Origin of the sequence: Bradyrhizobium sp. SZCCT0231 (assembly GCF_018130245.1) — a bacterium.
GTDB lineage: Bacteria > Pseudomonadota > Alphaproteobacteria > Rhizobiales > Xanthobacteraceae > Bradyrhizobium > Bradyrhizobium japonicum_F.
In genome coordinates, this window is sequence record NZ_JAFCKP010000013.1 from 79,565 (window position 1) to 104,581 (window position 25,017).

Genomic DNA, 25,017 nt, shown 5'->3' on the forward strand with positions numbered 1-25,017 from the left:
ACAATCTCCCTTGGGTCACTTCATGGCGGTGGTTGCCAGCCCGTCGATGAAACGGCGCTGTGCGAGAAGGAAGGCGAGTAGCAGCGGAGCGACGATGATCGTGGCGCCAGCCATCAGCGGCCCGAGGAATTGACCGGCCTCGTCATCGCGGAACAGGAGAATGCCGAGCGCCGGCGTCGAGATGTCCTCCGCCCGGACCGCGATCAGCGGCCAGAACAGGTCGTTCCAGTGGGCGACGACCGAGAACACTCCGAAAGCGGCAAGCGCCGGCGCGCTCATCGGCATCATGATGCGCCAGATGATCTCGAACTCGCCGAGCCCATCGAGACGGGCGGCGTGGATGATCTCGTCCGGGATGGATCGGAAGAACTGGCGCAGCAGGAAGATGCCGAAGGCCGAGATGATCCACGGAAGAATGAGAGCCGCATAAGTGTCGAGCAGCCCGAAGCCATAGAGCAGGACAAAATGGGGGATGGCCAGCGCCTGAGGCGGCAAGAGAAGCCCCACCAGCACAGCGGAAAACAGCGTGTCGCGGCCGCGGAATCGCAGCTTGGCGAGCGCATAGGCACATGGCACGCAAACCATGAGCTGAAGCACGAAGATCGTCGCGCAGACGAACACGCCATTGAGCAGGAAACGGAGCATCGGCGCCGCCGTCAGCGCAACGCGATAATTCTCGACTCCCTGGAAGGTCTTCGGCCAGAGATGGAAGTCGGGTTGAAAGATCTCGTCGGGCGGTTTCAGCGACAAGCTGATCATCCACACGAAAGGCAGCAGCGCGAAGGTTGCGGAAACGGCCAGCAAGGCATGGCGCGCGATGCGTCCTGCAAGCTGGTATCCGGGACGGCGCGCGCTCATGAATAGTGCACGCGGCGCTCGATGAACCGCGCCTGTGCGAGCGTGAGCGCGATCACGATGGCAAGATAAACGACCGTGAGAGCCGCGCCGTAACCCGTGCGCAGATAGTCGAAGCTTTCGGAATAGAGCCGATTCAAAAGAACTTCCGAGGCGTAGTTCGGGCCGCCCTGGGTGAGCACGCGCACACTGTCGAACACCTCGAAGGCACGGCTTGCGGAGAGGATGATGACGAACATGGTGACCGGCCCCAACATGGGGAGAGTTACGATGCGCAGCCGATCAACGAGGCCGTCCGCGCCGTCGACTGCGGCGGCGTCGTAGAGCTGCTGAGGTACCGCCTTCAGGCCGGAGACGAACAGCACCATAGCGAAGCCGAAACCCTGCCAAATGCCGATAAGGGCGAGGGCGAGGAGGGCGGTGCGCTCGTCCCGCAGCCAATTGATCCCGGCCACGCCGAACGCGGCGAGCACCCGGTTGACGAGCCCGATGCTGGGATGGAGCATGGTGCCCCACACCACAGCCATGGCCGACATGGTGGACATGACCGGCAGGAAGTGCACCGCGCGATAGAAGCCGCGCAGGCCAGGGCTCGCCTCGATGAGCAGAGCTGCGGCAAGGCCAAGTCCCACCGTTCCGGGCACGACGATCGCCACATAGAGACACGTGTTGATCAGGGCCTTCCAGAATGGAGGGTCCGCCCACAACGCAGCAAAATTCTCGGTACCGATGAAACGGAATGTCGCGGCACCCAGTTGCCAGTCGGTGAACGAGAACAGGATCACTGCCGCAGCGGGGCCAAAGAGCAGGCAGATGAGCAGGATCGACGCGGGGGAGACTGCAAGCCAGCCAATGGCGGCCTCCCGAGTCCGATGCCGGCGACGGACAACCGAGCGGATGGGGTTCTGGATCGACGCCGTCAGGCTCATGCCGCCACCCGCTCGATGTCGCCGCAACGCCTGCCGGCCTCGTCGAACTGCATCAGCCGCGCGGCGTTGATCTTGAGCCCAACCGTGCAGCCGAGCGAAAAGCGCCGTTCGTCGGGCGCGGTGCGGACCACGACGGTTTCCGGGCCGTCGCGCAGCGCGACATGCACGAAGATGTCGGAACCGAGATTTTCAAGAGTCGTCACCGTGCCGTTGGGCAGCTCATCGGCCGGCGTGGTCAGGACCGCCGCTTCGGGACGAAATGCGAGACGCCTGGTCTGGGGCGCGAGGGCTGCCGACAGAACCGATCGATTGTCCGTCCAGTGAGCGCGCGTGACGATGTTGATCTTCGGGCTGCCGATCATCTCGGCCACTCTGAGATCCTGCGGATCGCGATAGAGTTCTTCCGGAGGGCCGACCTGGAGCAACTCGCCGGCCATCATCACGGCGACGCGGTTCGCCATCGTCATGGCCTCCGACTGGTCGTGCGTGACATAGACGAAGGTCACGCCGAGGCGGCGGTGCAGCGAGGTGATTTCCGTGCGCATCTGCACACGGAGCCTGGCATCGAGATTGGATAGCGGCTCGTCCATCAGGAAGACGGTGGGGCGCCGCACCATCGCTCGCCCGAGGGCGACCCGCTGGCGTTGCCCGCCGGAAAGCTCTCCGGGCTTGCGGTGGAGCAGTTGAGCAACGTCGAGCATAACGGCGGCCTGCTCCACCTCCACGCGAATGCTCCGTTCGATGCCGGCGCGGCCCGGCACGAGTGGTCCGATCAGCGGCAGGCGCTGTACGAAAGAGAGCTGCCGCGTGCGCAATGGCAGCGCGATGTTGTCGAATACGGTGAGATGGGGATAGAGCGCATACGACTGGAACACCATCGCGACATCCCGGTCCTTTGGACGGGCTCCGTCCACGGGGCGGCCGCCGACGCTCACCTCGCCGGCGTCTTGATCCTCGAGCCCCGAGATGATCCGAAGTAAGGTCGACTTGCCGCAGCCAGACGGTCCCACCAGGGTCAGGAATTCCCCGTCTTTGATTTTCAGGGAGACGCCCTTCAGAATCGGTGTCTCGCCATAGCGCTTCTCGATGCCGCGCAGCTCGATCTCAGCCACGGCTGCCTCGCTGGAGCGCGTTGCCGTCCGTCCCGGTGTCGGGCAGACCAAGATGAGCAAGAATAGTAGGCGCGATGTCGATGACCGAGGTTGCTTCGGAGCGCACTGCGCCGGCCGAGAAGCCCGGACCCGAGATCATGAGGAAGGGGGACTGCTCCGCCGCGCCGAGCCCACCGTGCTGACCTGCGCCAATGACGTCTTCCTTGCCTTCGGAACGCTTGGCGGCAAAGCTTGTCCCAACAACCCCGAAACCATTGGGAGCCTCGGTCGCGCGCATGGCGACGGCGCAGGCGAGTCCGTTATCGGTGGATTGGCCAACACGGTACAGCTCGGCCCTGGGCAGGACGGCGCCGGCCCAGTCCTTGCCGGTCAGAAAGCTGGTGATTGCCGCCTCGCGGCCAGCAGCGTCAGGGTGAAGATAGATAAGTGCCGAAGTGCCGTTGGAGGCGACCACCACGTCGTCGGAATCGAGACTTTCCTTGAGGCCCGCGGCGACCAGCTCAGCCTCGATGTGGATGACGCCGCTCACCACCTGATGGCCGTGGTCGGATCCAAGCAGGAAGAGTACATCATCGCCGTCGGGCAGGTGCGCCACCGCGTCCATGACGCGTTTCGCGTTCCGATCGGCTTCCTTCAGGACGGTGAGATGTTCGGGCGAGCCCAGCGGCAGTGCGTGCTGCGACGAGTCGGGTTCGCCCAGCCACATCAGAGCGAGGGCGGGAGGACCCGCGGCCAGCACAGCCTCCGCAATGAAGCGTTCGGTCATGGCCCGATCGCCGGCCACGTCCAGGGTCACGCGAAGCTGTTCGGCTTCGGGCAAGGGAATGCGGCCTCGCCCAAACGAGCCGGCGCGATGATAGATGCGTCCGTGGCCATCGGGATCGTGAGCATAGGCCGCTCCCGGAGACACGTTGCTGTAGATCACTGCACCACCATGCTCACGCAGGCGCTCGGCAAGCGTCGGAACGGCAAGGCTGCGTCCGGTGACCCGCCTTTTGTGCTGGAGAAAATCCGGCCGACCTGCGTCGTGACGCACAAGACGGTCGTCCTCAACGAGGACCATGGTGTTGCCCTGAAGGCCGTGGCGAGCCGGCAGGCAGCCGGTGGCAAGACTTGCCGAAACCACGCGCGTGCATGAAGGAAAGACTGTGCTGTAGGCCGAGAATTGCTCGGCGCGTGCCGCGAACGCGGCCAGATGCGGCGTGGTCTCGGGGGCGACGAAGTCCCGGCGCAGGCCGTCAAGGACAACGAGGATGGCGCGGCGCATGTTCACGCTTCCACGTCGTTGAGCGGCACGAAGGGACGCAAGCGCTGCCGCCATGTCGGCCTGCTGGTGCGACCACTCTTCGGCCGACGTTTGGCCGTCTCCGGCCGCCCGGGCCACCGGTAAAATTTTCGGTTTGTGTTCTGAGGAGGCCGTATCGGCGTCGGTTCACCGCGCTGCATGTCGTTCCATCGTGCCTGAGAGGAGGCGAGGTCTCTTTTGGATTCCTAACGGCGACCGGCGACACTTTTGTGACATAGAGGGTACATTTGTGCCCGATGCAGAATTGCGATATGGATCGAGCAACAGGGAGCCTGGACGTGCTGGACCGAGCGAACAAACAAGAGAATGAGAATGCCGCGGATGCTGCGCTCATGGCGCGGATCTGCTGGCACTATTTCAAGGAGGGGCAAACCCAGGATGCGATCGCCCAACACCTCCAGGTTACCCGCAAGCGTGTGAATCGCCTTCTTGCCGAGGCGCGCGACACAGGATTCGTGCAGATCACCATCAACAGTCCGGTGAGCGCATTTGGAGCGCTCGAAAGCGGCCTGGTGGAGAGATTTGGTTTGCGTCGCGCTATCGTCGTGCCATCGCCACTCGACGGTGGAGACGCGCGGCCCATCGTGGGCGCAGCCGCCGGCCACTATGTGTCCGAGCATTTGCCGGAACCGGGCACCCTCGGCATCAATTGGGGCGGCACCATCAACGCGGCAGCACAGAACCTGCAGCGGCGGGCTGGCGGCGGCAATCGTGTCGTACTCTTATGCGGCGGGCTCGCGGAGAGCACCCGCATCAATCCGTACGACAATGCGGCAATGGTGGCGCGGGCACTGGATGCGGTGTGCTATTACGTCACCGCGCCGATGTTCGCCGATACGGCCACGCTCAGGGATGCGCTTGTTGCCAGTGAGCCGGTGCAGACGGTGCTGGCGATGGTCCCCTATCTCGATATGGCGCTGCTCGCAGCCATCGATTTGTCCGAAACCTCGAAAGCGCTGGAGTACGGCCTCATTAATCAAAATGTTTGGCGATCGCTTCTGGATGCGGGTGCAGTCGGCGACATTTGCGGACACTATCTCGATGCGGAGGGCCGATTGATTGGCCACGATCTGGCAGCGCGGGTCGTCAATCCTCCCCTCAAAGAACTTCTCAAAATCCCTCAGATCGTGCTGGCGGCCGGCGGCCTCCAGAAGCTCGCCATCATCCGCGCCGGAATCCGTGCCAAGCTCTGTCACGTTCTGATCACCGACGAGCAAGTCGCTCGAGCGCTGCTCGAAACATAGTGCTGGCTTACAGGTCAGTTTTTCATTTCTACCACCTCACATCCGTGCGACGCACGCCACCTCAAACGACAGCTTCGCGCGCCCAGCGGTCAAATCAGCGCCGTCGCAACGCCGGCCACGGCGCTGAAGGCGACGACGAGGAGCGGAGGGGCGCGCCACGCCACCAGCAGGACAAAGCCGACAAGCGCGATGCCGAAATCTCTCGGCGCGTGCACGGTCGTCGTCCATACCGGATCGTACAATGCAGCGCCGAGCACGCCGACCACCGCGGCGTTGACGCCCCGCATCATGGCCTGGGCGCCGGCCCGCTTCCGGAACGAATCCCAGACCGGCAGGGCGCCGAGCAGGATCAGGATCCCCGGCAGGAAGATGCCGGCAAGGCCGAGCGTGGCCCCGGCGAGCCCGTGCGGCTCCGGAGTGACTACCGTGCCGAGATAGGCCGCGAAGGTGAAGAGCGGGCCGGGCACCGCCTGAGCGGCACCGTAGCCGGCGAGGAAGGCATCGTCGCTCAGCCAGCCCGGCGCAACGAAGGCCTCGCGGAGGAGAGGGAGCACGACATGGCCGCCGCCGAAGACCAGCGCACCGGAGCGATAGAACGCGTCGAACAAGGCGACGCCCGAGGATCCCGTCAGCCCGCGCAGCGCGGGAAGCCCCACCAGCAGAATAAAGAACATCCCAAGCGTGATCAGGCCAACGGTTCGCGACACCGGAATTTCGACGTGCCCGGACGGCGCCGCCGCCTCGCTCCGGCACAGCCACAGACCGGCGAGGCCGCCGAGGACGATCGCGCCGATCTGGGCGATCGACGCCGTGCTGAAGAGGATGATCAGTGCCGCCACCACCGCGATCGACGCGCGCTCGCGGTCCGGACAGAGGTTGCGCGCCATGCCCCAGACGGCCTGCGCCACGATGGCGACCGCCGTCAGCTTCAACCCGTGCAGCAGGCCGGCCCCGACCGGCCCGGTCAACGCCCCGGCGCCATAGGCGAAGAGGACGAGCGCCGCGGCCGACGGCAGCGTGAAGCCGGCCCAGGCGGCGAGGGCGCCCAGGTAGCCGGCGCGCATCAGCCCGATCGAGAATCCGACCTGGCTGCTGGCGGGGCCCGGCAGGAATTGGCACAAGCCGACCAAATCGGCATAGGCGTGCTCGTCGATCCACTTCCGCCGCACAACGAACTCGTCGCGGAAGTAGCCGATGTGGGCGATCGGGCCGCCGAAGCAGGTCAGCCCGAGCTTGAGGAAGATGCGCAGGACCTCGAGCGGCGAGCCGCGGTGGGCGGGGACGGTCGCGGTTTCGGCGGTGAGATCCATGCGTCACACGTCGTCGAAAACAGGGCGGTGAAACCGAAATCCATATGCTGTTGCTGGTGGCAGTGGAAGAGCGTTGTCCCTGGCAGAGCGCCAAGAACGCTCAATTGATCGCCGGTGCCATCGTGAGACTCTTGCAAGCCATCAGTGACATATTGATGTCAAGGAAGGTTCGTAGACTACGTACTTCTTGTGGCATCCTGGCAAGGGTTTGGGACGATTGTCAATTCGCCTCTCGCGATGCTGATGGCTTGCCGGAGCAATTGATCGGTGTCACGTCGCGTGCCGTATCTGGCTGTGTGTTTGATGTTTGCGGCCGTTGCAGCCGAAGCGGAGCCAAGCGGCGCAATAATTGGGTCGCCGCGCGCGAACTCAGAAATGTCCGTGCCGATGTCGTTCGACATTCCGGCCCAGCCGCTCGCCTCCGCACTCGATCGATATGGCGATGCGACTGGTCGCGAAGTCCTCTACAATCCGGCGCTTGCGCAGGGCCGCACCTCTGAGGCCGTCAAAGGCAGCTTTGGGCCGGAGCTGGCGCTACAACTGCTGCTTGCGGGCACCGGTCTTGCCGCCCGCTTCTTGAAAGACAATTCGTTCGTTCTGGTCCCGGTGCCGGTAGCCGCCGGATCGCCGGAAGGCAGTGCTGCCGCTCTCACGCGCCAATATTATGGTGTCGTTCAGGCGAAGTTGCGCGATGCTCTGTGCCGGACCAACGGAGCGCGGCCGGGAAGCTATCGCATCGCGGCCCTGGCCTGGATCGCACCATCGGGGGCCGTAGCCAGGTTCGAACGACTTGGATCGGCCGGCACGGCCGAGCTCGACCGCGATATCGACGATGCACTTCGACATTTCAGTGTGGGTGCCCCGGTGCCCCCGGGCTTTGCACAGCCGGTACTGATCGTGGTCCTGCCGCAGGCTTCGGGCGTCACAATGAGTTGTGGCGCGACGGCCCTGCCGAAGGCGGCCGGAGGCGTGCGGTGACCGAAGCCTCCGTGGCGATACTGCGCCGCCTGCTGCTCGACCGATATGACGATCTGAAGCGGGGGTTGACCCGCCGACTGGGATCGTCCGAGATGGCGGGCGACGTCCTGCACGACACCTGGCTGCGCCTGGCCCGAACGGACACGACGATCGGCACCTTGCACAATCCGGCCAGCTATCTGCTGCGCATGCTCTTCAACGTGGCGCATGACCGTCGTCGCGCTGAGAAGCGCCGTTTGACGAAGGTTGACATAGAGCATCTGCTCGAGGTCGCCGACGAGACGCCTGGTCCCGCGGAAGTCGCGGAGGCGCGATCGGATCTGGACGCAATGGCCACCATACTCGCCGAGCTGCCGCCGCGCCGTCGCACCATCCTGCTCGCGGCCAGGGTCGACAACATGGCGCGGCAGGAGATTGCGGATCGGCTTGGCGTATCCTTGCGCCTCGTCTCAAAGGAGCTGCAACTCGCCCATGAGTATTGTCTGGCGCGGCAAAGGCAAATGAGAGAGACGGATTGCGCACCGGACCGGCGAAATTCGTCATTGAATCGTGACCCGTCGCCGCCACGCGGTGATCGCGACCATGACCAGGCTGAATGACTCCATGACTCAAGGGCAGATGCAAAGGCTGGACCTGCTGCAACGCGAGGCGATCGCGTGGGTCCAGCGCATCGATTCCGGACATGCGACGTCAGCCGATGCCGAGACCTTGCAACGATGGTGTGCCGCGAGTCCGGAGCATGCGGCTGCCTTCGCCGCGGCGAGCGGGGTATGGCGCGACATCCGCCGGGCCGGCGCGAGCATCCCCCGCAGCCAATTCGAGGCGTTGCCGGTCCGGAAGACGTCACGCCCGGTACTCGACCGCCGCCTCGTTCTCGGTGGCGGGTTGGCAGCCGCCGCGGCCGCCTGCGTCGCCGTTGCCAACCCGCCGCTCGGCTTATGGCCGTCCCTTCGCGAACTGAATGCCGACTACAGAACGGCCGTCGGCGAACAGCGGCAGGTCAGGCCGGCAGAGAACGTCTCGGTCCGGTTGAATACGCAGACCAGCATCGCGGTCCATCCCGCTGACGGGGAGGGTGATCGCCTGGAGCTGCTTGCAGGGCAGGCGCTCTTCGAAACGGTCGCGAGCGCTCGCCCGCTCGTCGTGTTGGCCGCGGACGGGCGTTCGACCGGCAGCCATGCACGATTCGACGTACGTCGCATGAACGGTCCGGCAGGCGCGGTGGTGAGTGTCGCCTGTTTCGATGGCGAGGTGCGCATCGAGCGCAATGACGATTCTGCCATCCTCCGGCCCGCGCAGAGCGTGCGTTACGATGCCAATGGGGTCGGCCGGGTTGCCGCGATCGACGCGGAGGCGGAATCCGCCTGGCAGCGCGGAATCGTGCTGTTCCGGGCTACCCCGCTCGCGGACGTCGTGGAAGAGGTCAATCGCTATCGCGCCGGCCGGATTGTCCTTGTCAATGCGAGCCTCGCGCAGAGGCCGGTCAGTGGCCGCTTCCGCATCGACCAGATGGAGGAAATCCTCGTGCGTCTCGAGCAGGCTTTCGATGTCAGGACCCGCAAGCTGCCGGGCGGCCTGGTTCTGTTGGGCTGACATCCGCTGACAAGAAACTTTCACACAGAAATCGTGCGCGTTCGCCTACAGGCTTCCGTCTTAGAGCTAGATCGTCATCGCAGGGGATGACGAGGGGCGACCCTTCATTGGGTCTAGCCGCGCTGCCAGAAGGAATGCCGTCTTGTCCCACCGCACCGTCCGTTTTCGCTCGTTCCGGTCCGTTAGACACGCGATGTTCCTCAGCGGTGCCAGCGTAGCTGCGTTGCTGGTGGGATCGGCTGCTGCCGACGCGCGCAACCTGGGCAGCGGAAGCGGGAGCCCCGTGGCAAACGTCGCCGTGACGACCAACGCTGCGGGGCAGGCGGGGGCGATCGCATCGGCACAGGCGATGAATCGAATCAACGCCTCGCTTCAGGCGATGCGCGACGTGCAGGCGGCAGCGAGGGCCGGCGCACTGATCGGTCCGGCCAATCTGGGTCTGGACAAGAATCATCCCGGCAAGCTGCTTCCGAATGTGCCGAACGGACTTGCCCCCGGAGGCCTCAATCCCACCAGCAATCCGACCGCGATGATCGACGGGCAACCGGCCTGGACCGGCGCCGGTCTGCCGACCCAATCAACCGGCTCGAATGGCCGGGTCCAGGTCGAGGTCGTGCAGAACCAGCAGAAGGCGATCCTGACCTGGAACAAGTTCAATGTCGGACGCGAGACCGACTTGTACTTCAACCAGTCCGCCGGCGGCGGTGGCGCCGCCAATTGGATCGCGCTCAACCGCGTGCTCGACCCGAGCCTCGTTCCCAGCCAGATCCTCGGCACCATCAGGAGCGAGGGACAGGTCTACATCATCAACAAGAACGGCATCATCTTCGGCGGCTCCAGCCAGGTCAATGTCAGTACCCTCGTGGCCTCTTCCCTCGCCTTGTCGAACGCGCAGTTTCTGGCCGGGATCAACACCTCCATTGTGCTCACCAACGACATCCACGTGCCGACATTCGGCGAATACAACCCGCGGCTGGCCAATTCGCAAAAGCCGGCCACGGATCCAAGCCAGCCTGCGCGGTTCACGCCGGATGGCGTGCCGGGTGACGTCACCATCCAGACCGGAGCTCAGATCAGCGCGAAGACCGGCGGCAAGGCGATGCTGTTCGCGCCGATCGTCTCGAATGCCGGCCAAATCAGCGTTCCCGACGGTCAGATCATCATGGCCGCCGGCGAACAGGTCTATCTGAGGACCAATCCGGGCGACGTGCGCGGTGTGGACGTCGCGGTGACGGCCCCGATGCCCTGGCTATTCAACTACAACCATCTGATGGGGGCGATCGCCGGTTGGGACCTCTTCACGGAGAAGCCCTGGGGCGAGAGCGTTCGCGACATCCTGCTTCCCGAGATGTACGCGCGCGCGGCATCGGTCGGCTACAAGGTCGTGAACACCGGCGTCGTGCAGTCCGATCGCGGCAACATCACTGCGATGGGGCGTGAGATCTTCCAGGGCGGCGTGATGCTGGCCGCGACCGCGCTCAACAACCGCGAAGGATCGATCCGGCTGGATGCCTACAGCCACGGCATGATGGCATCGAGCGGCAGCCTGGACGCCCAGCTCGTGTACTGGAAGACGGGAGACCTGCATCTCTCGCCGGGCAGCGTCACCGCCGTTCTGCCTGATGTCACCGACACGAGCGAGATCGAGGAGACGGCGAAGGCTACGCGCTACAAGCCGGGGCGCGTCGAATTGCGCGGCAACTTGATCGATATCGGGGCGCAGGCGAACATCCTGGTTCCCGCCGGCACCGTCAGCATTGTCGCCAGTACCGCGCCCGTGCCGACGGAGGAGCCGATCAACGGCGAGACGCCAATTCGTGACGGCAGCCGGATCTATATCGGCGAGGACGCCTATGTCAGCGCCGCCGGCGTGCAGGATGTCCTCATTCCCATGTCGCGAAGGTTCGTGCAGGCCGAATTGCGCATCAACGAGCTGCGCGATTCTCCGCTGCTGCGGAATTCCTGGCTGCGGGGGCAGAAGATCATCGTCGATCGCAGCGCCAGCGGCGTCTTCACCGATGGTCCCATGGCCGGCGTGAGCTGGGGAGGCGCGGCGGGTGAATGGATCGGGACGCCGCTCGGCGACGTCTCGGCCTGGATCGGCAACAGCAAGACCAATCTCGCCGAGCTGTCCACCATCGGCGGCAACATCACGCTCAAATCGGCCGGCTCGATCATCACCCGCCAGGGTTCGCTGCTCGATGTCTCGGGCGGCTCGTTCCGCTATCAGGACGGCATGGTCAGATCGACGAAGCTGCTCGGCGCCGATGGCAGGATTTACGATATCTCCTCGGCAACGCCGGACAGGGTCTATGTCGGCTTCGCCGGCGGGTTCACTCGCACGCACAGCAACTGGGGCAAATCGGATTCCTGGAGCACGCCGTGGTCAGCGAGCCACTTCGAACGTGGTTTTACCGAGGGACGTGATGCCGGCGCCATCCAGTTTTACGCCACCGAAGGCGTTGCGTTGGAGGGCGGCTACTGGGGCGGCGTGATCGTCGGCGAGCGTCAGTCCGCAAGCGGAAAGACTGCCAAGGCCGGCTCGCTGACGTTCGGCGGCGACGGCGACGAAGACCGGCTGTGGCTGCTCGGCAAGCTCGTGATCTCCAAGGATCCGACGCAGCTGCCGACGAATTTCACGGCCACCACGTCGCTTCCGTCCAGCTGGTATTCGGGCGCTCCCGGCAACCAGGATTCGTTCCGGTTGCGGACGACCTATCTCGACTCGGACGTGCTTGCAGATGCCGGGCTCGGGAAGATCGAGCTCTACGTCTCCAACAACGTCACCCTCGAGAAGGGCACGACGCTCGAACTGACGCCGGGCAGCACGTTCTCGATCAAGGCCAATTCCACCGTTGCATACAGCCAGGACTTCAAGATCGATGGCGTGATTCACGCTCCGGGCGGCAGCGTCAATCTGCTGGGCGCGGAAAACGTGTCGTTTGGAGCCGGGGCGGCCATCGACGTCAGTGGCCAATGGGCGAACCAGGTCAAGGGCGGCGCCTCGGCACAGCCGCCGGTGATCAACGGCGGCAGCATCACGCTGGACCAGGCGCACTTTCAGCCGGGTGTCGTGCTCGATGTATCCGGCGGCGGCTGGTATCGGCTGCGCAACGGCAAGCCGCAGGTGAAATTCGGCGACGCGGGCAAGATCAACACGATCGATGCAACGGAGTTGGCGAACGCCGACATGCGCGCGCATGCGGCCGGCTCCGGCGGCAGCCTGACCATCAGCGTAGGGACGGCGTCGCTGCAGATCGGCGGCGATGTGCCGACCGCGCCCAACACCGTTCGCCTGTCGGAAACGCTGTTCTCGGAGCGCGGCTTCCGCTCGCTTCAGATCTCCACGGGCGGCGATATCACGATCCCGGAAGGGGTGAGCGTCACGCAGCTCCCATACAACGTCGATCTCAGGGGTGTAGACGTTTCGGGCTTCAGCACGGGTACGCCGATCGGCGAGATGGGCCCGCTCGCGGTGTTGCCGTCACCGCAGCGTCTGGCGCTCAAGCCGACGTCGCTCTCGCTCAGCGGCGGGTCGCTGACGATCGGCGCGGGGGCAACGGTGCGGACGGACACCGGCGGCACGATCGCGCTGTCCCTGCAGAATTCTTCGACCGGTACGCTGCGGGTTGCCGGCACAGTGGAGGCGCTGGCGGGCACGATCAATCTTTCGACAAGTGCGGGATCGGTCGTTGTTGCAAATACCGGCGCGATCATCGCGCGGGGGACGGCGGTCGGCGAAACCGATGTCAGGGGGCACCGGAGCGGCGTCGTACGCAACGGCGGCTCGGTCGCGTTCGAGTCCGCCGCGGTCGAACTCGAATCCGGCTCGCTGATCGACGTCGCCGGTGGCAGTGGCGAATTCGACCTCGAGTCGGATGACCGCCGGTTCGCACCGGTCACCCTCGCCAGCAATGGCGGCTCGATCAGCGTCAAAGCCCAGCGGGGTCTGGTCGAGGGAACATGGCACGGTCAGAGTGGAGGCAACGGCGCGCGCGGCGGCAAGGTGACGTTGGCGTCTGCGACGTCGACCGTAATATTGTCCGAAACGGCCGCCGCCCAGCCCGGTCTGGTCGTGCGCACCTCGAGCCTGCAAGGGGCGGGCTTCGCCGATCTCGTTCTTCCGTCGACGACGCGGCTGGACGGTGTCGACCTCGCATTCGGCGGCTCGATCTCGATCACGGGATCGCTGATCAACGGCAACGGTGCCAGCTCGCGGCTCTGGGCGCCCTACATCTCGCTGTTCAGTCTGACATCGGGCAATCCGGCGCGCGCAGGCACGCTGACGCTGGCCGGATCCGTGATCGACATCGTGCAGGCGAACATCCGCGGCTTCGAACGAACCGTGCTCGAGGCGAGCGACATCCGGCTGTCGCACAGCAATGTCAGCCAGCCGGCGTTCCTGGACGTCGACGGCACGCTGATCGTGAAGGCCGGTCAAATCTATCCCACCTCGCAGATCAACGCGACGATCAGGGCCAGCGACAGGCTGACCGTGCAGCAGAACGGACCTGCCGGCCTTGCGCTGTCGGCCGGCGGCACCCTGACGCTTCAAGCGCCGACGATCGAGCAGAACGGCACTCTGCGTGCGCCGTTTGGCCAGATCACGCTCAAGGCCAGCCAGCGCCTCACGCTCGGCGCCGGCAGTGTCACCTCGGTGACCGGCGATGGCCTCGTGCTGCCTTACGGTGCTCTCAGCAATAACGAAAACTGGACGGTGACGAATGGAACGCAGCCAACCACTATCGCCAGCCTGCCGGAAAAGCGTGTGACGCTCGAGGCGCCAACGGTCGAGCTCGCCGCCGGATCGGTGGTTAACATCAAGGGCGGCGGCGACTTGATGGCATGGGAGCACGTGCCTGGACCGGGCGGCTCGCATGACATGCTGGCGCTTCCGGGCCTGTTCGCGGTCATGCCGGCTTTCGCCGGTGCGACGGCACCCAGCTCGGCGTCGATCCGCACTGGCGACCGCATCTGGCTCGACGCCGGCAGCGGATTGCCGGCGGGCTGGTACACGCTGCTGCCCGCCTCCTATGCGATGCTTCCGGGCGCCTATGCAATCCAGGCGGTGGCTGGTTCGACAGGCCAGGGAACGATGTCCAAGACGCTTGCCGACGGCACGGCGATGGTCTCAGGCTATCGCGCCAATGCCCTCGATGGCAGCCGGGACCAGCAGTCTTCGTCGTGGCGCGTCATGTCGGGCGCGGTGCTCCGGCAATACAGCGAGTACAATGAAGCGTTCGCCAACACCTTCTTCGCCTCCGATGCTTTCAAGCTGACGCAGTATCGGCTCACCGGCCAGCAGATCGTCACGCCGCGTCTGCCGGTCGATGGCGGTTCGGTGGTGTTCAAGGCGACGCAGGATCTCATTCTGAAGGGCGAGTTGCGTTCTCAGGCGGCAGCCGGCGGCCGCGGCGGTCTGGTCGATATCGCCGCCAACAAGATCGCAATCGTGGGCGCCGACCAGAGCGCCGGCACGTTGCGAGCCGATGGTTATCTGGTCATCGATGCCGCTGCCCTGTCCGGCTTCGGCGCCGGCAGCCTGCTGGTCGGTGGTTTCCGCAGCGGCGACGTCGGCGGTCTGCGCGTGGATGTGCAGGCCCATGACATCGTCGTGCGCAACAGCGCAAATTCGGCGTTGACGGGGCCGGAGATCATCCTCGCCGCGGGCGAGACGATTGACGTTTCCGCCGGCAGCGTCATCGTCGCGCGCGGCGAGGCGCCGACCGGCGCCGGCGATCTCATCATGGCCCCGCAGGCGTCCGATCGCGACTGGGGCGCCTTGATCCGCTTGTCCAACGGCGATGCGGTGCGGGTCCGCCGCAAGAACGTCGATACGACCGTTGGCGGTCAGGTCACGATTGGTGCCGGCGCCGTTCTCGATGGCGGCAAGACCCTTCTGATCGACGCGACGGGGACCGCCCTCGTCACCCAGGCCAGACTGACGGGCGCAGCCTTGTCGCTGGCGTCGGGCCGGATTGGCTTCGGCGGTGGCAGCGGGCTGGTGCTCGATGCCGCGGCGCTCGCCGCGCTCAACAACACCCAGCATCTGACCTTGCGCAGCTATTCCACCATCGACTTCCACAGCGCGGTGGACCTGTCGGGCCTCCAGGCCGTGACGCTCGACGCTGCAGGGCTGGTCGGCCGCGGCAACAACGAGATCGCGGTGAATGGCAATCGGATCGTGCTGGAAAATACGGCGAGCACGTTCAGCGAGCCGGTCGGCGCCGGTCATGGCAGCCTGAAGCTCACCGCGACCGAGCTAGCCCTTGGTGAGGGCGCCAAGGCGCTGCGCGGCTTCGACACCATCGAGCTGACGGGAACGGCGCGCATTGCCGGCGAAGGCAAAGGCTCGCTCGACGTCGCCGGCGCGGCGCTGACCTTGTCCGCGCCGGTCTTGACTGGCCGGGGCGGTAGCCAGCAATCGGTCACCACGACCGGCGTCCTCACAGTTGCCGCTCACGGGACGGCCAGCCCGGCGCGCGATCAGGACAGCCTCGGCTCCCGCTGGACACTCACGGGCCGCGCCGTCGACTTCGCCGGACGTATCGATGCACTGGGGGGAGCGGTCAAGCTGAACGCCGCCAATGGCAACGTCAATCTGGCGGCGGGTTCGCGGATCGACGTCGGAGGATTCGAAAAGAAGTTCTTCGACGTGTCCGAATATGCCGATGCCGGGACCATCTCGCTGAGCGCCCACGGCGGCTCGGTGCTGCTCGCGGCGGGCGCGACCCTCGACCTCGGCTCCGCCCGCGATTCCGAGGGGCGTCCCATCGGGGGCGGCGCGGGCACGCTTGCGATCGAACAGGATAGCGGCCAGGTCACGCTGGACGGCACGATCAACGCCAAAGCTGCGGCGGGCAAGCGTGGCGGTTCCTTCTCACTCGACATCGCCGCGTTGTCGGATTTTGGCGGGCTCAACCGGCGCCTGAATGGCGCCGGTTTCACCAAATCGCGCAGCTTCCGGATTCGCTCCGGCGACGTCACGGTCGACGGCGCAACGACGGCCGAGGAGTTCGCGTTGGCAGCCGATCAGGGCGGCGTGACCATCGCAGGCACAATCGACGCGCGTGCGACTTATGGCGGCTCGATCTCGATCTATGGCGGCCAGGGCCTGACCATGACGAGTACGGCGCTGCTGCGGGCAGGCGCGACCGACACGGTGGACGGGCTCGGCTCCGGCCGGGTCACCCTCGGAATCTCCAACGGCGTGCTGCGGGTGCTGGGCGGCGTGATCGACGTGGCGGGCGGCGAGGGCGGCAAGGTGACCCTGCGGGCGCCCGTCATCGAGCAGCCAGGGGCCGACAAGGTGAATGTCAGCTTCGCCGGCGCGATCAACGGCGCGCGCGAGATCGTGCTGGAGGGGTACAAGCGCTTCGACCTCGCGGCGCTTGCATCCGATCCGCGCTTCGTCGGCGTCACCGTCAATGGCAGCGGTCAGGCCGAACTCGATCTCACCAAGGCCGCGGCCGGCAAGCTCAACGTGCTGGCGGACTATGGTGCCGGAACCCTCGTCGAATTCGTGCGCGACTTCGACGTCAGTGCCGGCTACGCGGATCTTGGCACACTGACGAGCCAGTCGAACTTCCACGCACGCGCGGGCATGGAGCTGAATTTTTCCGGCGACATCGTGCTCAAGAGCAACTGGAATCTCGGCGCAGGTGTGGTCGACCAGGCCTCGGCGCTCGCGGCCGGCGTGATGGCCCTCGAACCGGTGCTGGGCAAGGCCTATGTCGTTGCCGGCAAGGAAAGCGCCTTGCTGCGCGACCATACGACCATGGTTTATCGTACGGGGGGCAGCATTCTCGGAGAGCCGGGCGTCCTGACCATGCGCGCGGGCGGCAATATCGACCTGAAGGGCAGTGTCACCGACGGCTTCTTCCAGTTCGCCAACCCGCTGGATTCGACCTACGTCGCCGTCAAGGGCACCACCTCGACGAACCTCGGCATGGTGTTCAACGTTGGCCGCACCAGCACCACCGCGACTCTCACGCCCTACGACAGCAACAGCACGACCAACCCGTCGGCCTATGCCGGCATCACCTTCGCGACGCTCGGTACAAGAAAAACCGAAAGCATGACGACGCCGCCAACGCTCATGGGTGTTCCCTACAGCCCAGAGGCCAACTCGCCCGGCGCGAGCGCGCCGAATACGCTTGCCTATTCGGTCCTGTTCCCATCGATCACTGAGCCAGATGGCTCGAGGGTGGCGGTGCCGTCCTGGAGCCTGGGGCTCGTCGCCGGCGCCACGCCAATGGGCGAAAGCGCCGACCCGACACGCCTCGCCAGCGGCGCGACGGGCAAGATCACGCTCAGCGAGCAGTCGGCGTACACCTATGTCAGCGGCTCGAATTCCGTTACTGCGACCGCTCTTGTCGACTCGGTCGCCTCCTATGGCTCGGGCAGCTCGCCCGGTTCGACGACGATGGATCCTGCGGATTGGCCCGCGAGCCTGGAGTCCACCGCCGGCACCCGCCTCAAGAACGATTCCAGCGCTCAGATATCCTTCGGCCTGCCGACGGATCCGGCCTACGGCTACGTGCTCGACCTCTGGAATAACTATGCCGCCGCGAACCACCTGAACCCGGATCCCGCGCAACCTCAGGCCGACTTCAGGTGGACCAACACGGCCGCGAGCGGCGGCAACCGCCTCAGCGTCATCACGAGGTACTCGACCTTCAAGGATTTCTACCAGACGAAGATCGTCCCCAATCTTGCGACGATCGCCTCGCTCTATGCGACCATCAAGCCCGGGCCGACCACGTCCACCGTCAATCCGGTGACGATGGTGCGCACCGGCACCGGCGACGTCAGCATCGCGGCACGCGGCGATCTGCAGCTCAAGGGCGGCGCCTCGATTTATACCGCCGGCCGGCGCGATCTCGCCGTTCTCGACGACTTCACCACGGCGCCGGCGAACGCGACCTACGGGGTGGGCGGCGGCCATCTCGACATTGCGGTCGGCGGCAACATCGACGTGGCGCTGCCGGCGGACCGCTCGCAGATGCAGCACTATACGGAGTGGCTGAACCGGCAGGGAGCGACGGACAACGCCTACGTCTTCGGTCCCTGGACTCACGCCGCATACGGCCAGATGCCGGCTCAACAAAGCTCCTGGTGGATCGACTACGCGAACTTCCTGCGCGGCGTCGGCGCGCTCGGCGGCGGCAATGTCGAAGTCCATGCCGGCGGCGATCTCAACAATCTGACCGTTGCGCTGCCGACCAATGGCCGGGTGCGGGGAGGGCGTTCCACGACGGAGAGAAAGCTCCTGGAATTGCGCAACGGTGGCGCGATGACGGTCGAGGCAGGCGGTGCCGTTCGCGCCGGTTACTATTACATCGGACGCGGTGCCGGCGCGATTACCGCCGGTGAGTTCGCGGTCGGGCGCGAGGTCAAGGCGCAGTTGGGGGGACAAATCGTCACCTATCCGATTGCTCCGATCCTGTCGCTCGGTGACGCAACCCTGGACGTGCGAACCGCCGGCGATCTGCGGCTGCAAACGGTCCTCGATCCGCTGCTGGTCGGCAAGGGGATGTCCCATGAGCTGACCTTCATGAGCAGTCAAAGCGAGCGCACCGCACTCAACCTGACCTCGACGGGCGGCGACGTGATCCTGGTCGGGCAGGCGACATATTTGTCCAAGGACATAACGACGTCAGCCTTGACGTACTTTGCGAACGTGAACTCGCTCGCCGCGAACATCTATCCGTCGAAAACGCGCGTGACCGCGCTGAACGGCTCTGTGCTGAACAACATGCTGTACACGATGCCGAGCAGCAATCCGGAGCTGCGGCTTCTCGCCGCAAATGACGTGTTCGCCGGCGAGATCGTGATGTCCCGCGCCGCACTTGAGATGATTCCATCGCCGTTCGAGCCGGTCGGAGGCACCGTTTCCTCTCCGGTCAACCTCGGCGGTTCCTCGCCGGATACCTTGAGCGGGCTCCATTACGTTCTGATCAATCAGTTCACCGCGCCGGCCAGCAATATCGCCGGCCATGCGCTGCATCTCTACAACCTTCGCAATCCCGCGCATCTGCCGAACGAGGGAGACTACGAGCCGAGTCGTGTCTATGCCTTGAACGGTTCGATTGTCGGCACCCTCACAACGCTGAGCGGTTCGATCATCACGTCCGGCGTCACGGCCAACGAGCAGACCTGGTTCCGCGCCGGCCTGGACATCCGCAACGTCAACTACTCACTACGCAACGTTCATCCGACCGATGTGTCGTTGCTTGACGCCGGCAACGACATTATCGGCGGCCCGGTGCGGGGTTCGGTCTATGTGCAGGGTCCAGGCGCAGTGCAGGTGAGCGCGGGTCGTGACGTATACGCGCCGGAATTGACGATCTTCGCCACCGGCAATCGGGAATACGATTCCAACAACCGGCCAAAGGATTTCACTGATGTCATCGGCCTGCCCGACCAGAGCGCGGCGGTCACCGTGATCGCGGGCCTCAAGGGCAAGCAGCCGTCCTATGATGCATTCCTGGCGGCCTATCTCGATCCGGCAAATGTCGGAAAGATGCCGGATTATCTCAAGATCACCCTGGCGGACGGCACGTTGGTGCCGCTCTATCTCACCGACGCATTCGAGCTACGTTCCTCCGGGCCGCACAAGATCCGCACAGGCATCGTCTCCTTCATGCAAGAGGTGACCGGTGAGATGCTGTCGCCGCTCGATGCCTGGAGCAAATTCCAGGCTCTGCCAATGCTGGTGCGCGAACGCTTCGTGCGGCAGGTCTACATGCAGGAGCTGCGCGCCGCAGGCGATGACCAGACCACACCCGACGCCAACGGTAAGCCACGCAATGGCGGATATAACCGTGGTTATGCGGCGATCGGGACGCTATTCCCGGGCACCGACTGGGCGGGCGACGTCAGGACCGGAAATGCCAAGTTCCGCACCATGTCGGGCGGCGGCATCGAGGTGTTGACCCCTGGCGGCGGCCTGCAAGTTGCGGCGCTCGGCAGGCCGGCGCCGGTGGAATACGGTCTCGTCACACTGGGACCGGGCGACATCAACATCTTTGCGCGCGACAGCGTGACCGTGAATCGCTCGCGTATCCTGACCTTTGCCGGCGGCAACGAGATCATCTGGTCGACGCAGGGCGACATCGACGCAGGCCGCGGTGCCAAGACCGCGCGCGTGCCCTCGGCGCCGGAGATCCAGACCGATATCGATGCCGTGACGCGGGTGGTCGAGAAGGCCGATATTTCCGGAAGCGGAATCGGAACGATCATCGGCTTCACGGGGGTGACGGAAGGTGACGTCACCCTTATCGCTCCCCAGGGCACCGTGAATGCCGGCGACGCCGGCATCCGCATCGCCGGCAGTTTCATCTGCGCCTGCTTCAATGTCGTGGGCGTGGACAACATCCAGGTCTCGGGCCAAAGCAAGGGTCTGCCGAAGGCGGAGGCAAAGACTGCGCCACTCACGCTAGAGACCAAGGACAAGGCTGCAACTGACGCCATGAAGGACGTGACCAAGCAGGGATCGTCGGATCGGCCGTCGGTGATCATCGTCGAAGTTCTCGGATACGGCGGCGGTGACGGCGAGCGGCGCCAGCCCGACCCGAGCGAGGATGAGAAGCGCCGGGCGCCCGACAAGCAGAGCTACGATCCGAACGGCATGTTCCGCGTGCTCGGCAACGGCGAATTCACGGCCGAGCAGTTGAAGGACCTGACAGAGGATGAGCGAGCGGCACTGTTGCAGCGGTTGGGGCGCAAGGCGTCGCTCTGAGCCGGGGGTCGAGCAGGCATCCGGGTCTGATATCCGGTCGTGCCGGTTCGTATCGATCAGCCGGATGGGTGCCCCATCCGGCGTAGATCGTAAATCCAGCTTCTTTCAATCGAAGGCTTGTGGCGGCCCGGTGTTGTCACCGCGGTTGGCCGGCCGGAGCGGTGATCCGGCCGGAGCCGGGGCGTCGATGCACGACACAAGGTGCGCCGGTTAGATGACTGTCATGCAAACGATATAGAGGAGGCTTTCGCCCAAGCTTCAACGATCCAGATGGCAGTCGTGCGAGTTCTGGTCGACGAGAGCAGCACGATGAGAGCAGTTACATTGCATGGCGCCACGGCGTTGGATGCCGACCGCCCTCGGGACGTTGTTCGAACGGCGTTCCGGTTGCTGGCAGCATTGGCCGCATTGCTGATCACGAATGTCGGCGCCAATGCTGCGGAAGAAGACCGGGTGCCGAGTGCGGGCAGGCCGATCGCATTCCACATTCCTGCGCAGTCTCTGGCTGGTGCCTTGCAGGCCTATGGGCAGGCCACCGGCATTCAAGTGCTCTATGAAAGCAACTCCGCCGTCGGCCGTATGTCGGTCGCGGTCGAAGGAACGTATGCCGCCGATGAAGCACTGAGCCTGCTGCTCACGGGCACGGAGCTGAGGGTGCGCTACATTCGTCCAGACGCTATCACGCTCGCTCTTCCCAGCGCGGAGGGCGTCCGCTATGCACCTCCGGCGGCGCCGCTCGCAGCGTCGGATCTGTCCCTGGGAAGATTGCGCGTGCGTCGGAACGGTGATGCCGACGAGGCCGCCCGGTTGCAGGATTACAGCCAGGGAGTGCAGATGGACATTCAGAATGCGCTTCGAAAGAACGCAAAGACGCGCGATGGCAATTATCGCGCGGTGCTGGATATCTGGATCGACCCCGCACGCACGATCGAGCACACCGAGCTGTTCCGCTCGACCGGCGATCATGAACGGGATGTTGCGGTTTCGGCGGCGCTTCGGGGCCTGACGATCAGCAAGCCGGCGCCGGCAAATACGCCGCAGCCGGTCCGCGTCGTCATCGTGGTGAAGTCCCTGCAATGAGTGACAGCGATATCCGCCGCGGGAACGAGAAGGGACGAGCGGCGGTGCTTGGATCCTACCAGGACGATGAGCTCGATGCCGCCTCGTCGTCGGGAGAGTTCTATCGCCTGCTCGGTATTCCGGCTTTGGCGGCCGTACTTTTCGTCGGCGGAGTTTACTGGATCAGGATGCAGGTGCCGGCCGGCTCTCCCGGGCAACAGTCGGCCGCGGTCGTGCAGGTTCAGCTGCTTCCGCGGCCGAATGCCGTCCCGATAGCAGTCGCCCCGGTTTCTCGACCGGACACGACGAATGTCGCCAGCCTCGCCGATACGTCACTGAAGAATCCGGATCCGATACCATCCGACGATCCCGTTCCGGTCCCGAAGGCGAGAACCTTCACGCCCGGAGACGTGCCGCCCTCGGATGTCATGTCGACGCCCTCGGCCGTGAGCGGACCCGCAAGCAGCGCGGCCGTCAAATTTCAACAGGCGTTGCTTCGGCACGTTTCGCGGTACCAGCGTTATCCCAACGCGGCGCGCGCAGTGCATCTCGAAGGAAAGGTCGTCGACACGCAGTTCGCGATGGCCAGGGATGGCACACTGCTCGGCATCTGGGTCCGGACAAGCTCGGGTCATTTGCTGCTCGACAAGGAGGCGATCGAGACGATTCGGAGAGCCCAGCCGCTGCCGCCAATTCCGCCCGAATTGCCGGATCGGCTCAATATTCATCTGGAGCTCGAGTTTTGATCCGCCATGCGATCGGCCGATTGAGCAGGGCCTCCATGCAATGGCGACGGGATGTCGTCGCTCCCGTCTCGTGCCTTGTGTCATAAATGTGTAGCCCGGCAACGGTACGACCCTTCCGAACTTTAGTTGCGTAGGCAATGTTTGCTTCGGAAATGCCAGAGTATGTTGGGCACGTGAAACGTGGCTGATAGCAATCGAATACGGCTGCGGGGGCAGTTGGTCGAGAACTATGACGGCTTGATCCGGAAGCTAACGCGTCGCCTGGGATCGGCCGATTTCGCCCACGAAGCCTTGCACGAGACATTCCTGCGCCTCGACAGGGTAACCGATGCCGAGCCCGTCCGCAGTCCTGCCGACTACATCTTTCGTACCGCCATCAACATCGCGAAGGATCGCCAGAAAGCGCAGAATTATCGGGTCAGTTCGTCGGAGATAGACGCGCTCCTCGACATATGCGATGACGAACCCGATCCTGCCAGGGTGGTCGAGGCGCGTTCGGAGATCGAGGCTTTCAAACGTGCGCTGGCCGAGTTGCCGCCACGGCCCCGCGAGGTTCTCCGGAGCATTTCGATCGAGGGGCAGCCGGCGCATGAGGTCGCCGCTCGGCTCAAGGTCAGCATCCGCACCGTCGAGAGCGACCTGAAGCTGGCGCTTGGCCATTGTGCCGACAGCCTCGAACATACATTGCGACGCCGTCTCGGCGGCCCGCGTCCGCGATCCTGAGCGCGTCGATATTGCAAATCGGCGCATCGGATGCCTTGTTTCGCCTGGCGCAGGCAGGAAGTTTGATCGATAGGCTGCCCCGTGCGCGGTTTTTCTTCGGGATAGCCGGGCGCCATTCGTCTATCGAGTAGATGCACAATTCAGCAGGCCTCACGCGCCGCAAGCTGCACAGAGGATTCCGGGGGAATGACACAGGTGATGGCAGTGGCGGCGATTGCAAGGTGGGCCAATCCGGCTGCCGCAGCCATTCGTTTCGCTGACCGCGGATGTGTCTTGCTGTTGATTGCCGGAGCGTTGCGGCCGATGTCCCGGCCCGGGGGACGCTGTTCGAAATCGAGGGGAATCGATAATATCTGGCCTCTGGCCGCCTGTGGCCCGGTGTGGGTGCAGGTCAGGCGAGTGCGATAGATGGACCATGGATCTTGACCGCGACCAACGAAACACCTGAGCAGGATGCGCTTCTGCGCGAAGCCCTGGACTTCGTCGTTCGCCTCAAGACGGGTGAGCCGACCAGGGCGGACGTCGAGGCGCTGCAAGCGTGGCGACAGCAAAGCGACGCGCACGAAGCCGCCTTCAGGGGCGCAGCCCGGATCTTTCGTCATGCGGGTGTCGCGGCGCAGGAGTTGGCAGATGGGCCGGCGACAGGCGACATTGCACGGTTGTCGCGAAGACCGGCGTCCCGTCCGATTGGACGCCGCGCCTTTCTGGGCGGCGCTGGCGCCGCGGCAGCGGCCGCCGTGGGTTACGCAATCGTTCGTCCGCCGCTGGGCCTCTGGCCGTCGCTCGAAGAGCTTTCCGCCGACTACCGGACCGGAAAGGGCGAGTTACGCAAGATCGCCGTCGCGCCGAACGTATCCCTGGAGCTGAACACGCAGACGAGCATTGCGCTGCGTTCGGCCTCGAACGAAACCCGGATTGAACTGATTTCGGGCGAGGCCTCCGTGGTGGCGACGTCCGCTGCCATCCCCTTTGTGCTGCTGGCGGCCAATGGCCAGATCTCCGCGGTGCAAGCGGATTTCAATGCGCGTTGCCTCGATGGCGTCGTCTCGGTGACCTGCTTGAGCGGAAGCGTGGACGTCGCGCAAGGCGACAGAACGGTGCGACTCGGCAGGGCACAGCAGGTTTCCTATTCACCGGCTGGCATCGAGGCCTCCGTGCAGGTCGATCCAGGGCAGGTGACGGCTTGGCAGGCGGGACTCCTGATTTTCCGCGACCGGCCGCTTGCCGATGTCGTGGAAGAGGTCAATCGCTATCGATCCGGAAAGATCATCATCACCAATACGGATCTGAAACGCCGCATGGTCAACGGCACGTTTCAGATCAACAAGCTGGGAGACTTCGTGCCCCAGGTTCAGCAGCTGTTCGGGGCCCAAGCGCGGTCGCTGCCGGGCGGAGTTGTGCTGCTCGGCTGAACGCTCT

14 protein-coding genes are annotated in these 25,017 nt (G+C 64.8%); 9 read left to right on the forward strand and 5 right to left on the reverse strand.

From position 1 onward, the window contains the following. Positions 1–15 precede the first annotated feature (15 nt). The 4 genes from JQ566_RS25280 to JQ566_RS25295 are packed head-to-tail and all read right to left on the reverse strand — an operon-like array spanning position 16 to position 4,163. Positions 16–858: a carbohydrate ABC transporter permease gene (locus JQ566_RS25280; protein ID WP_212377184.1), complete on the reverse strand. Its 843-nt coding sequence runs from the start codon at positions 856–858 to the stop codon at positions 16–18. Next, positions 855–1,784, reverse strand: coding sequence for a carbohydrate ABC transporter permease (locus JQ566_RS25285; RefSeq protein WP_212377187.1), 930 nt, complete (start codon positions 1,782–1,784; stop codon positions 855–857). The genes JQ566_RS25280 and JQ566_RS25285 overlap by 4 nt, the downstream gene beginning before the upstream one ends. Continuing rightward, positions 1,781–2,896: an ABC transporter ATP-binding protein gene (locus tag JQ566_RS25290; protein ID WP_212377189.1), complete on the reverse strand. Its 1,116-nt coding sequence runs from the start codon at positions 2,894–2,896 to the stop codon at positions 1,781–1,783. Before JQ566_RS25290 ends, JQ566_RS25285 begins: the two co-directional genes overlap by 4 nt. Further along, positions 2,889–4,163 carry an alkaline phosphatase family protein gene (locus tag JQ566_RS25295; RefSeq protein WP_212377192.1) on the reverse strand — a complete coding sequence of 425 codons (1,275 nt, stop codon included), beginning with the start codon at positions 4,161–4,163 and terminating at the stop codon, positions 2,889–2,891. Before JQ566_RS25295 ends, JQ566_RS25290 begins: the two co-directional genes overlap by 8 nt. A 317-nt stretch (positions 4,164–4,480) precedes the next feature. Between JQ566_RS25295 and JQ566_RS25300 the strand changes: the two genes are divergently transcribed. Beyond that, complete coding sequence (locus tag JQ566_RS25300) at positions 4,481–5,446, forward strand: sugar-binding transcriptional regulator (protein ID WP_349643354.1); 966 nt, start codon at positions 4,481–4,483, stop codon at positions 5,444–5,446. A gap of 89 nt (positions 5,447–5,535) precedes the next feature. On the opposite strand, the gene chrA is transcribed toward JQ566_RS25300, so the two are convergent. After that, complete coding sequence (gene chrA / locus JQ566_RS25305) at positions 5,536–6,756, reverse strand: chromate efflux transporter (protein WP_212377200.1); 1,221 nt, start codon at positions 6,754–6,756, stop codon at positions 5,536–5,538. A gap of 375 nt (positions 6,757–7,131) precedes the next feature. Between chrA and JQ566_RS25310 the strand changes: the two genes are divergently transcribed. The 8 genes from JQ566_RS25310 (at position 7,132) to JQ566_RS25345 (ending at position 25,010) form a co-directional block, all read left to right on the forward strand. Continuing rightward, positions 7,132–7,734, forward strand: coding sequence for an STN domain-containing protein (locus JQ566_RS25310; protein ID WP_212377203.1), 603 nt, complete (start codon positions 7,132–7,134; stop codon positions 7,732–7,734). Continuing rightward, the gene (locus JQ566_RS25315) at positions 7,731–8,333 is read left to right on the forward strand and encodes an RNA polymerase sigma factor (protein WP_212377206.1); all 603 of its coding nucleotides are present in this window, start codon (positions 7,731–7,733) and stop codon (positions 8,331–8,333) included. The genes JQ566_RS25310 and JQ566_RS25315 overlap by 4 nt, the downstream gene beginning before the upstream one ends. Further along, positions 8,317–9,327, forward strand: a complete 1,011-nt coding sequence (locus tag JQ566_RS25320; protein ID WP_249139789.1) for a FecR family protein — start codon at positions 8,317–8,319, stop codon at positions 9,325–9,327. The genes JQ566_RS25315 and JQ566_RS25320 overlap by 17 nt, the downstream gene beginning before the upstream one ends. Before the next feature lie 283 nt (positions 9,328–9,610). After that, a complete protein-coding gene (locus tag JQ566_RS25325; RefSeq protein ID WP_212377209.1) occupies positions 9,611–21,070 on the forward strand; it encodes a filamentous haemagglutinin family protein in 11,460 nt (3,819 codons plus the stop codon). A 270-nt stretch (positions 21,071–21,340) separates the two neighbouring features. Then, a complete protein-coding gene (locus JQ566_RS25330) occupies positions 21,341–22,150 on the forward strand; it encodes an STN domain-containing protein (protein ID WP_249139790.1) in 810 nt (269 codons plus the stop codon). After that, positions 22,147–22,875, forward strand: coding sequence for a TonB family protein (locus JQ566_RS25335; protein ID WP_212377215.1), 729 nt, complete (start codon positions 22,147–22,149; stop codon positions 22,873–22,875). Before JQ566_RS25330 ends, JQ566_RS25335 begins: the two co-directional genes overlap by 4 nt. 180 nt (positions 22,876–23,055) lie before the next feature. Continuing rightward, entirely contained in the window at positions 23,056–23,598 is a 543-nt protein-coding gene (locus tag JQ566_RS25340) for an RNA polymerase sigma factor (RefSeq protein ID WP_212377218.1), read from the forward strand. A 422-nt stretch (positions 23,599–24,020) separates the two neighbouring features. After that, positions 24,021–25,010 carry a FecR family protein gene (locus JQ566_RS25345; RefSeq protein WP_212377221.1) on the forward strand — a complete coding sequence of 330 codons (990 nt, stop codon included), beginning with the start codon at positions 24,021–24,023 and terminating at the stop codon, positions 25,008–25,010. Positions 25,011–25,017: the final 7 nt, after the last annotated feature.

Excerpts from the sequence above, each read along its gene's own strand:
- JQ566_RS25280 (WP_212377184.1), bottom strand. The coding sequence starts at position 858 with ATGAGCGCGCGCCGTCCCGGATACCAGCTTGCAGGACGCATCGCGCGC.
- JQ566_RS25320 (WP_249139789.1), top strand. The coding sequence starts at position 8,317 with ATGACCAGGCTGAATGACTCCATGACTCAAGGGCAGATGCAAAGGCTG.
- JQ566_RS25330 (WP_249139790.1), top strand. The coding sequence starts at position 21,341 with ATGGCAGTCGTGCGAGTTCTGGTCGACGAGAGCAGCACGATGAGAGCA.
- JQ566_RS25285 (WP_212377187.1), bottom strand. The coding sequence starts at position 1,784 with ATGAGCCTGACGGCGTCGATCCAGAACCCCATCCGCTCGGTTGTCCGT.
- JQ566_RS25295 (WP_212377192.1), bottom strand. The coding sequence starts at position 4,163 with ATGCGCCGCGCCATCCTCGTTGTCCTTGACGGCCTGCGCCGGGACTTC.
- chrA (WP_212377200.1), bottom strand. The coding sequence starts at position 6,756 with ATGGATCTCACCGCCGAAACCGCGACCGTCCCCGCCCACCGCGGCTCG.
- JQ566_RS25335 (WP_212377215.1), top strand. The coding sequence starts at position 22,147 with ATGAGTGACAGCGATATCCGCCGCGGGAACGAGAAGGGACGAGCGGCG.
- JQ566_RS25310 (WP_212377203.1), top strand. The coding sequence starts at position 7,132 with ATGTCCGTGCCGATGTCGTTCGACATTCCGGCCCAGCCGCTCGCCTCC.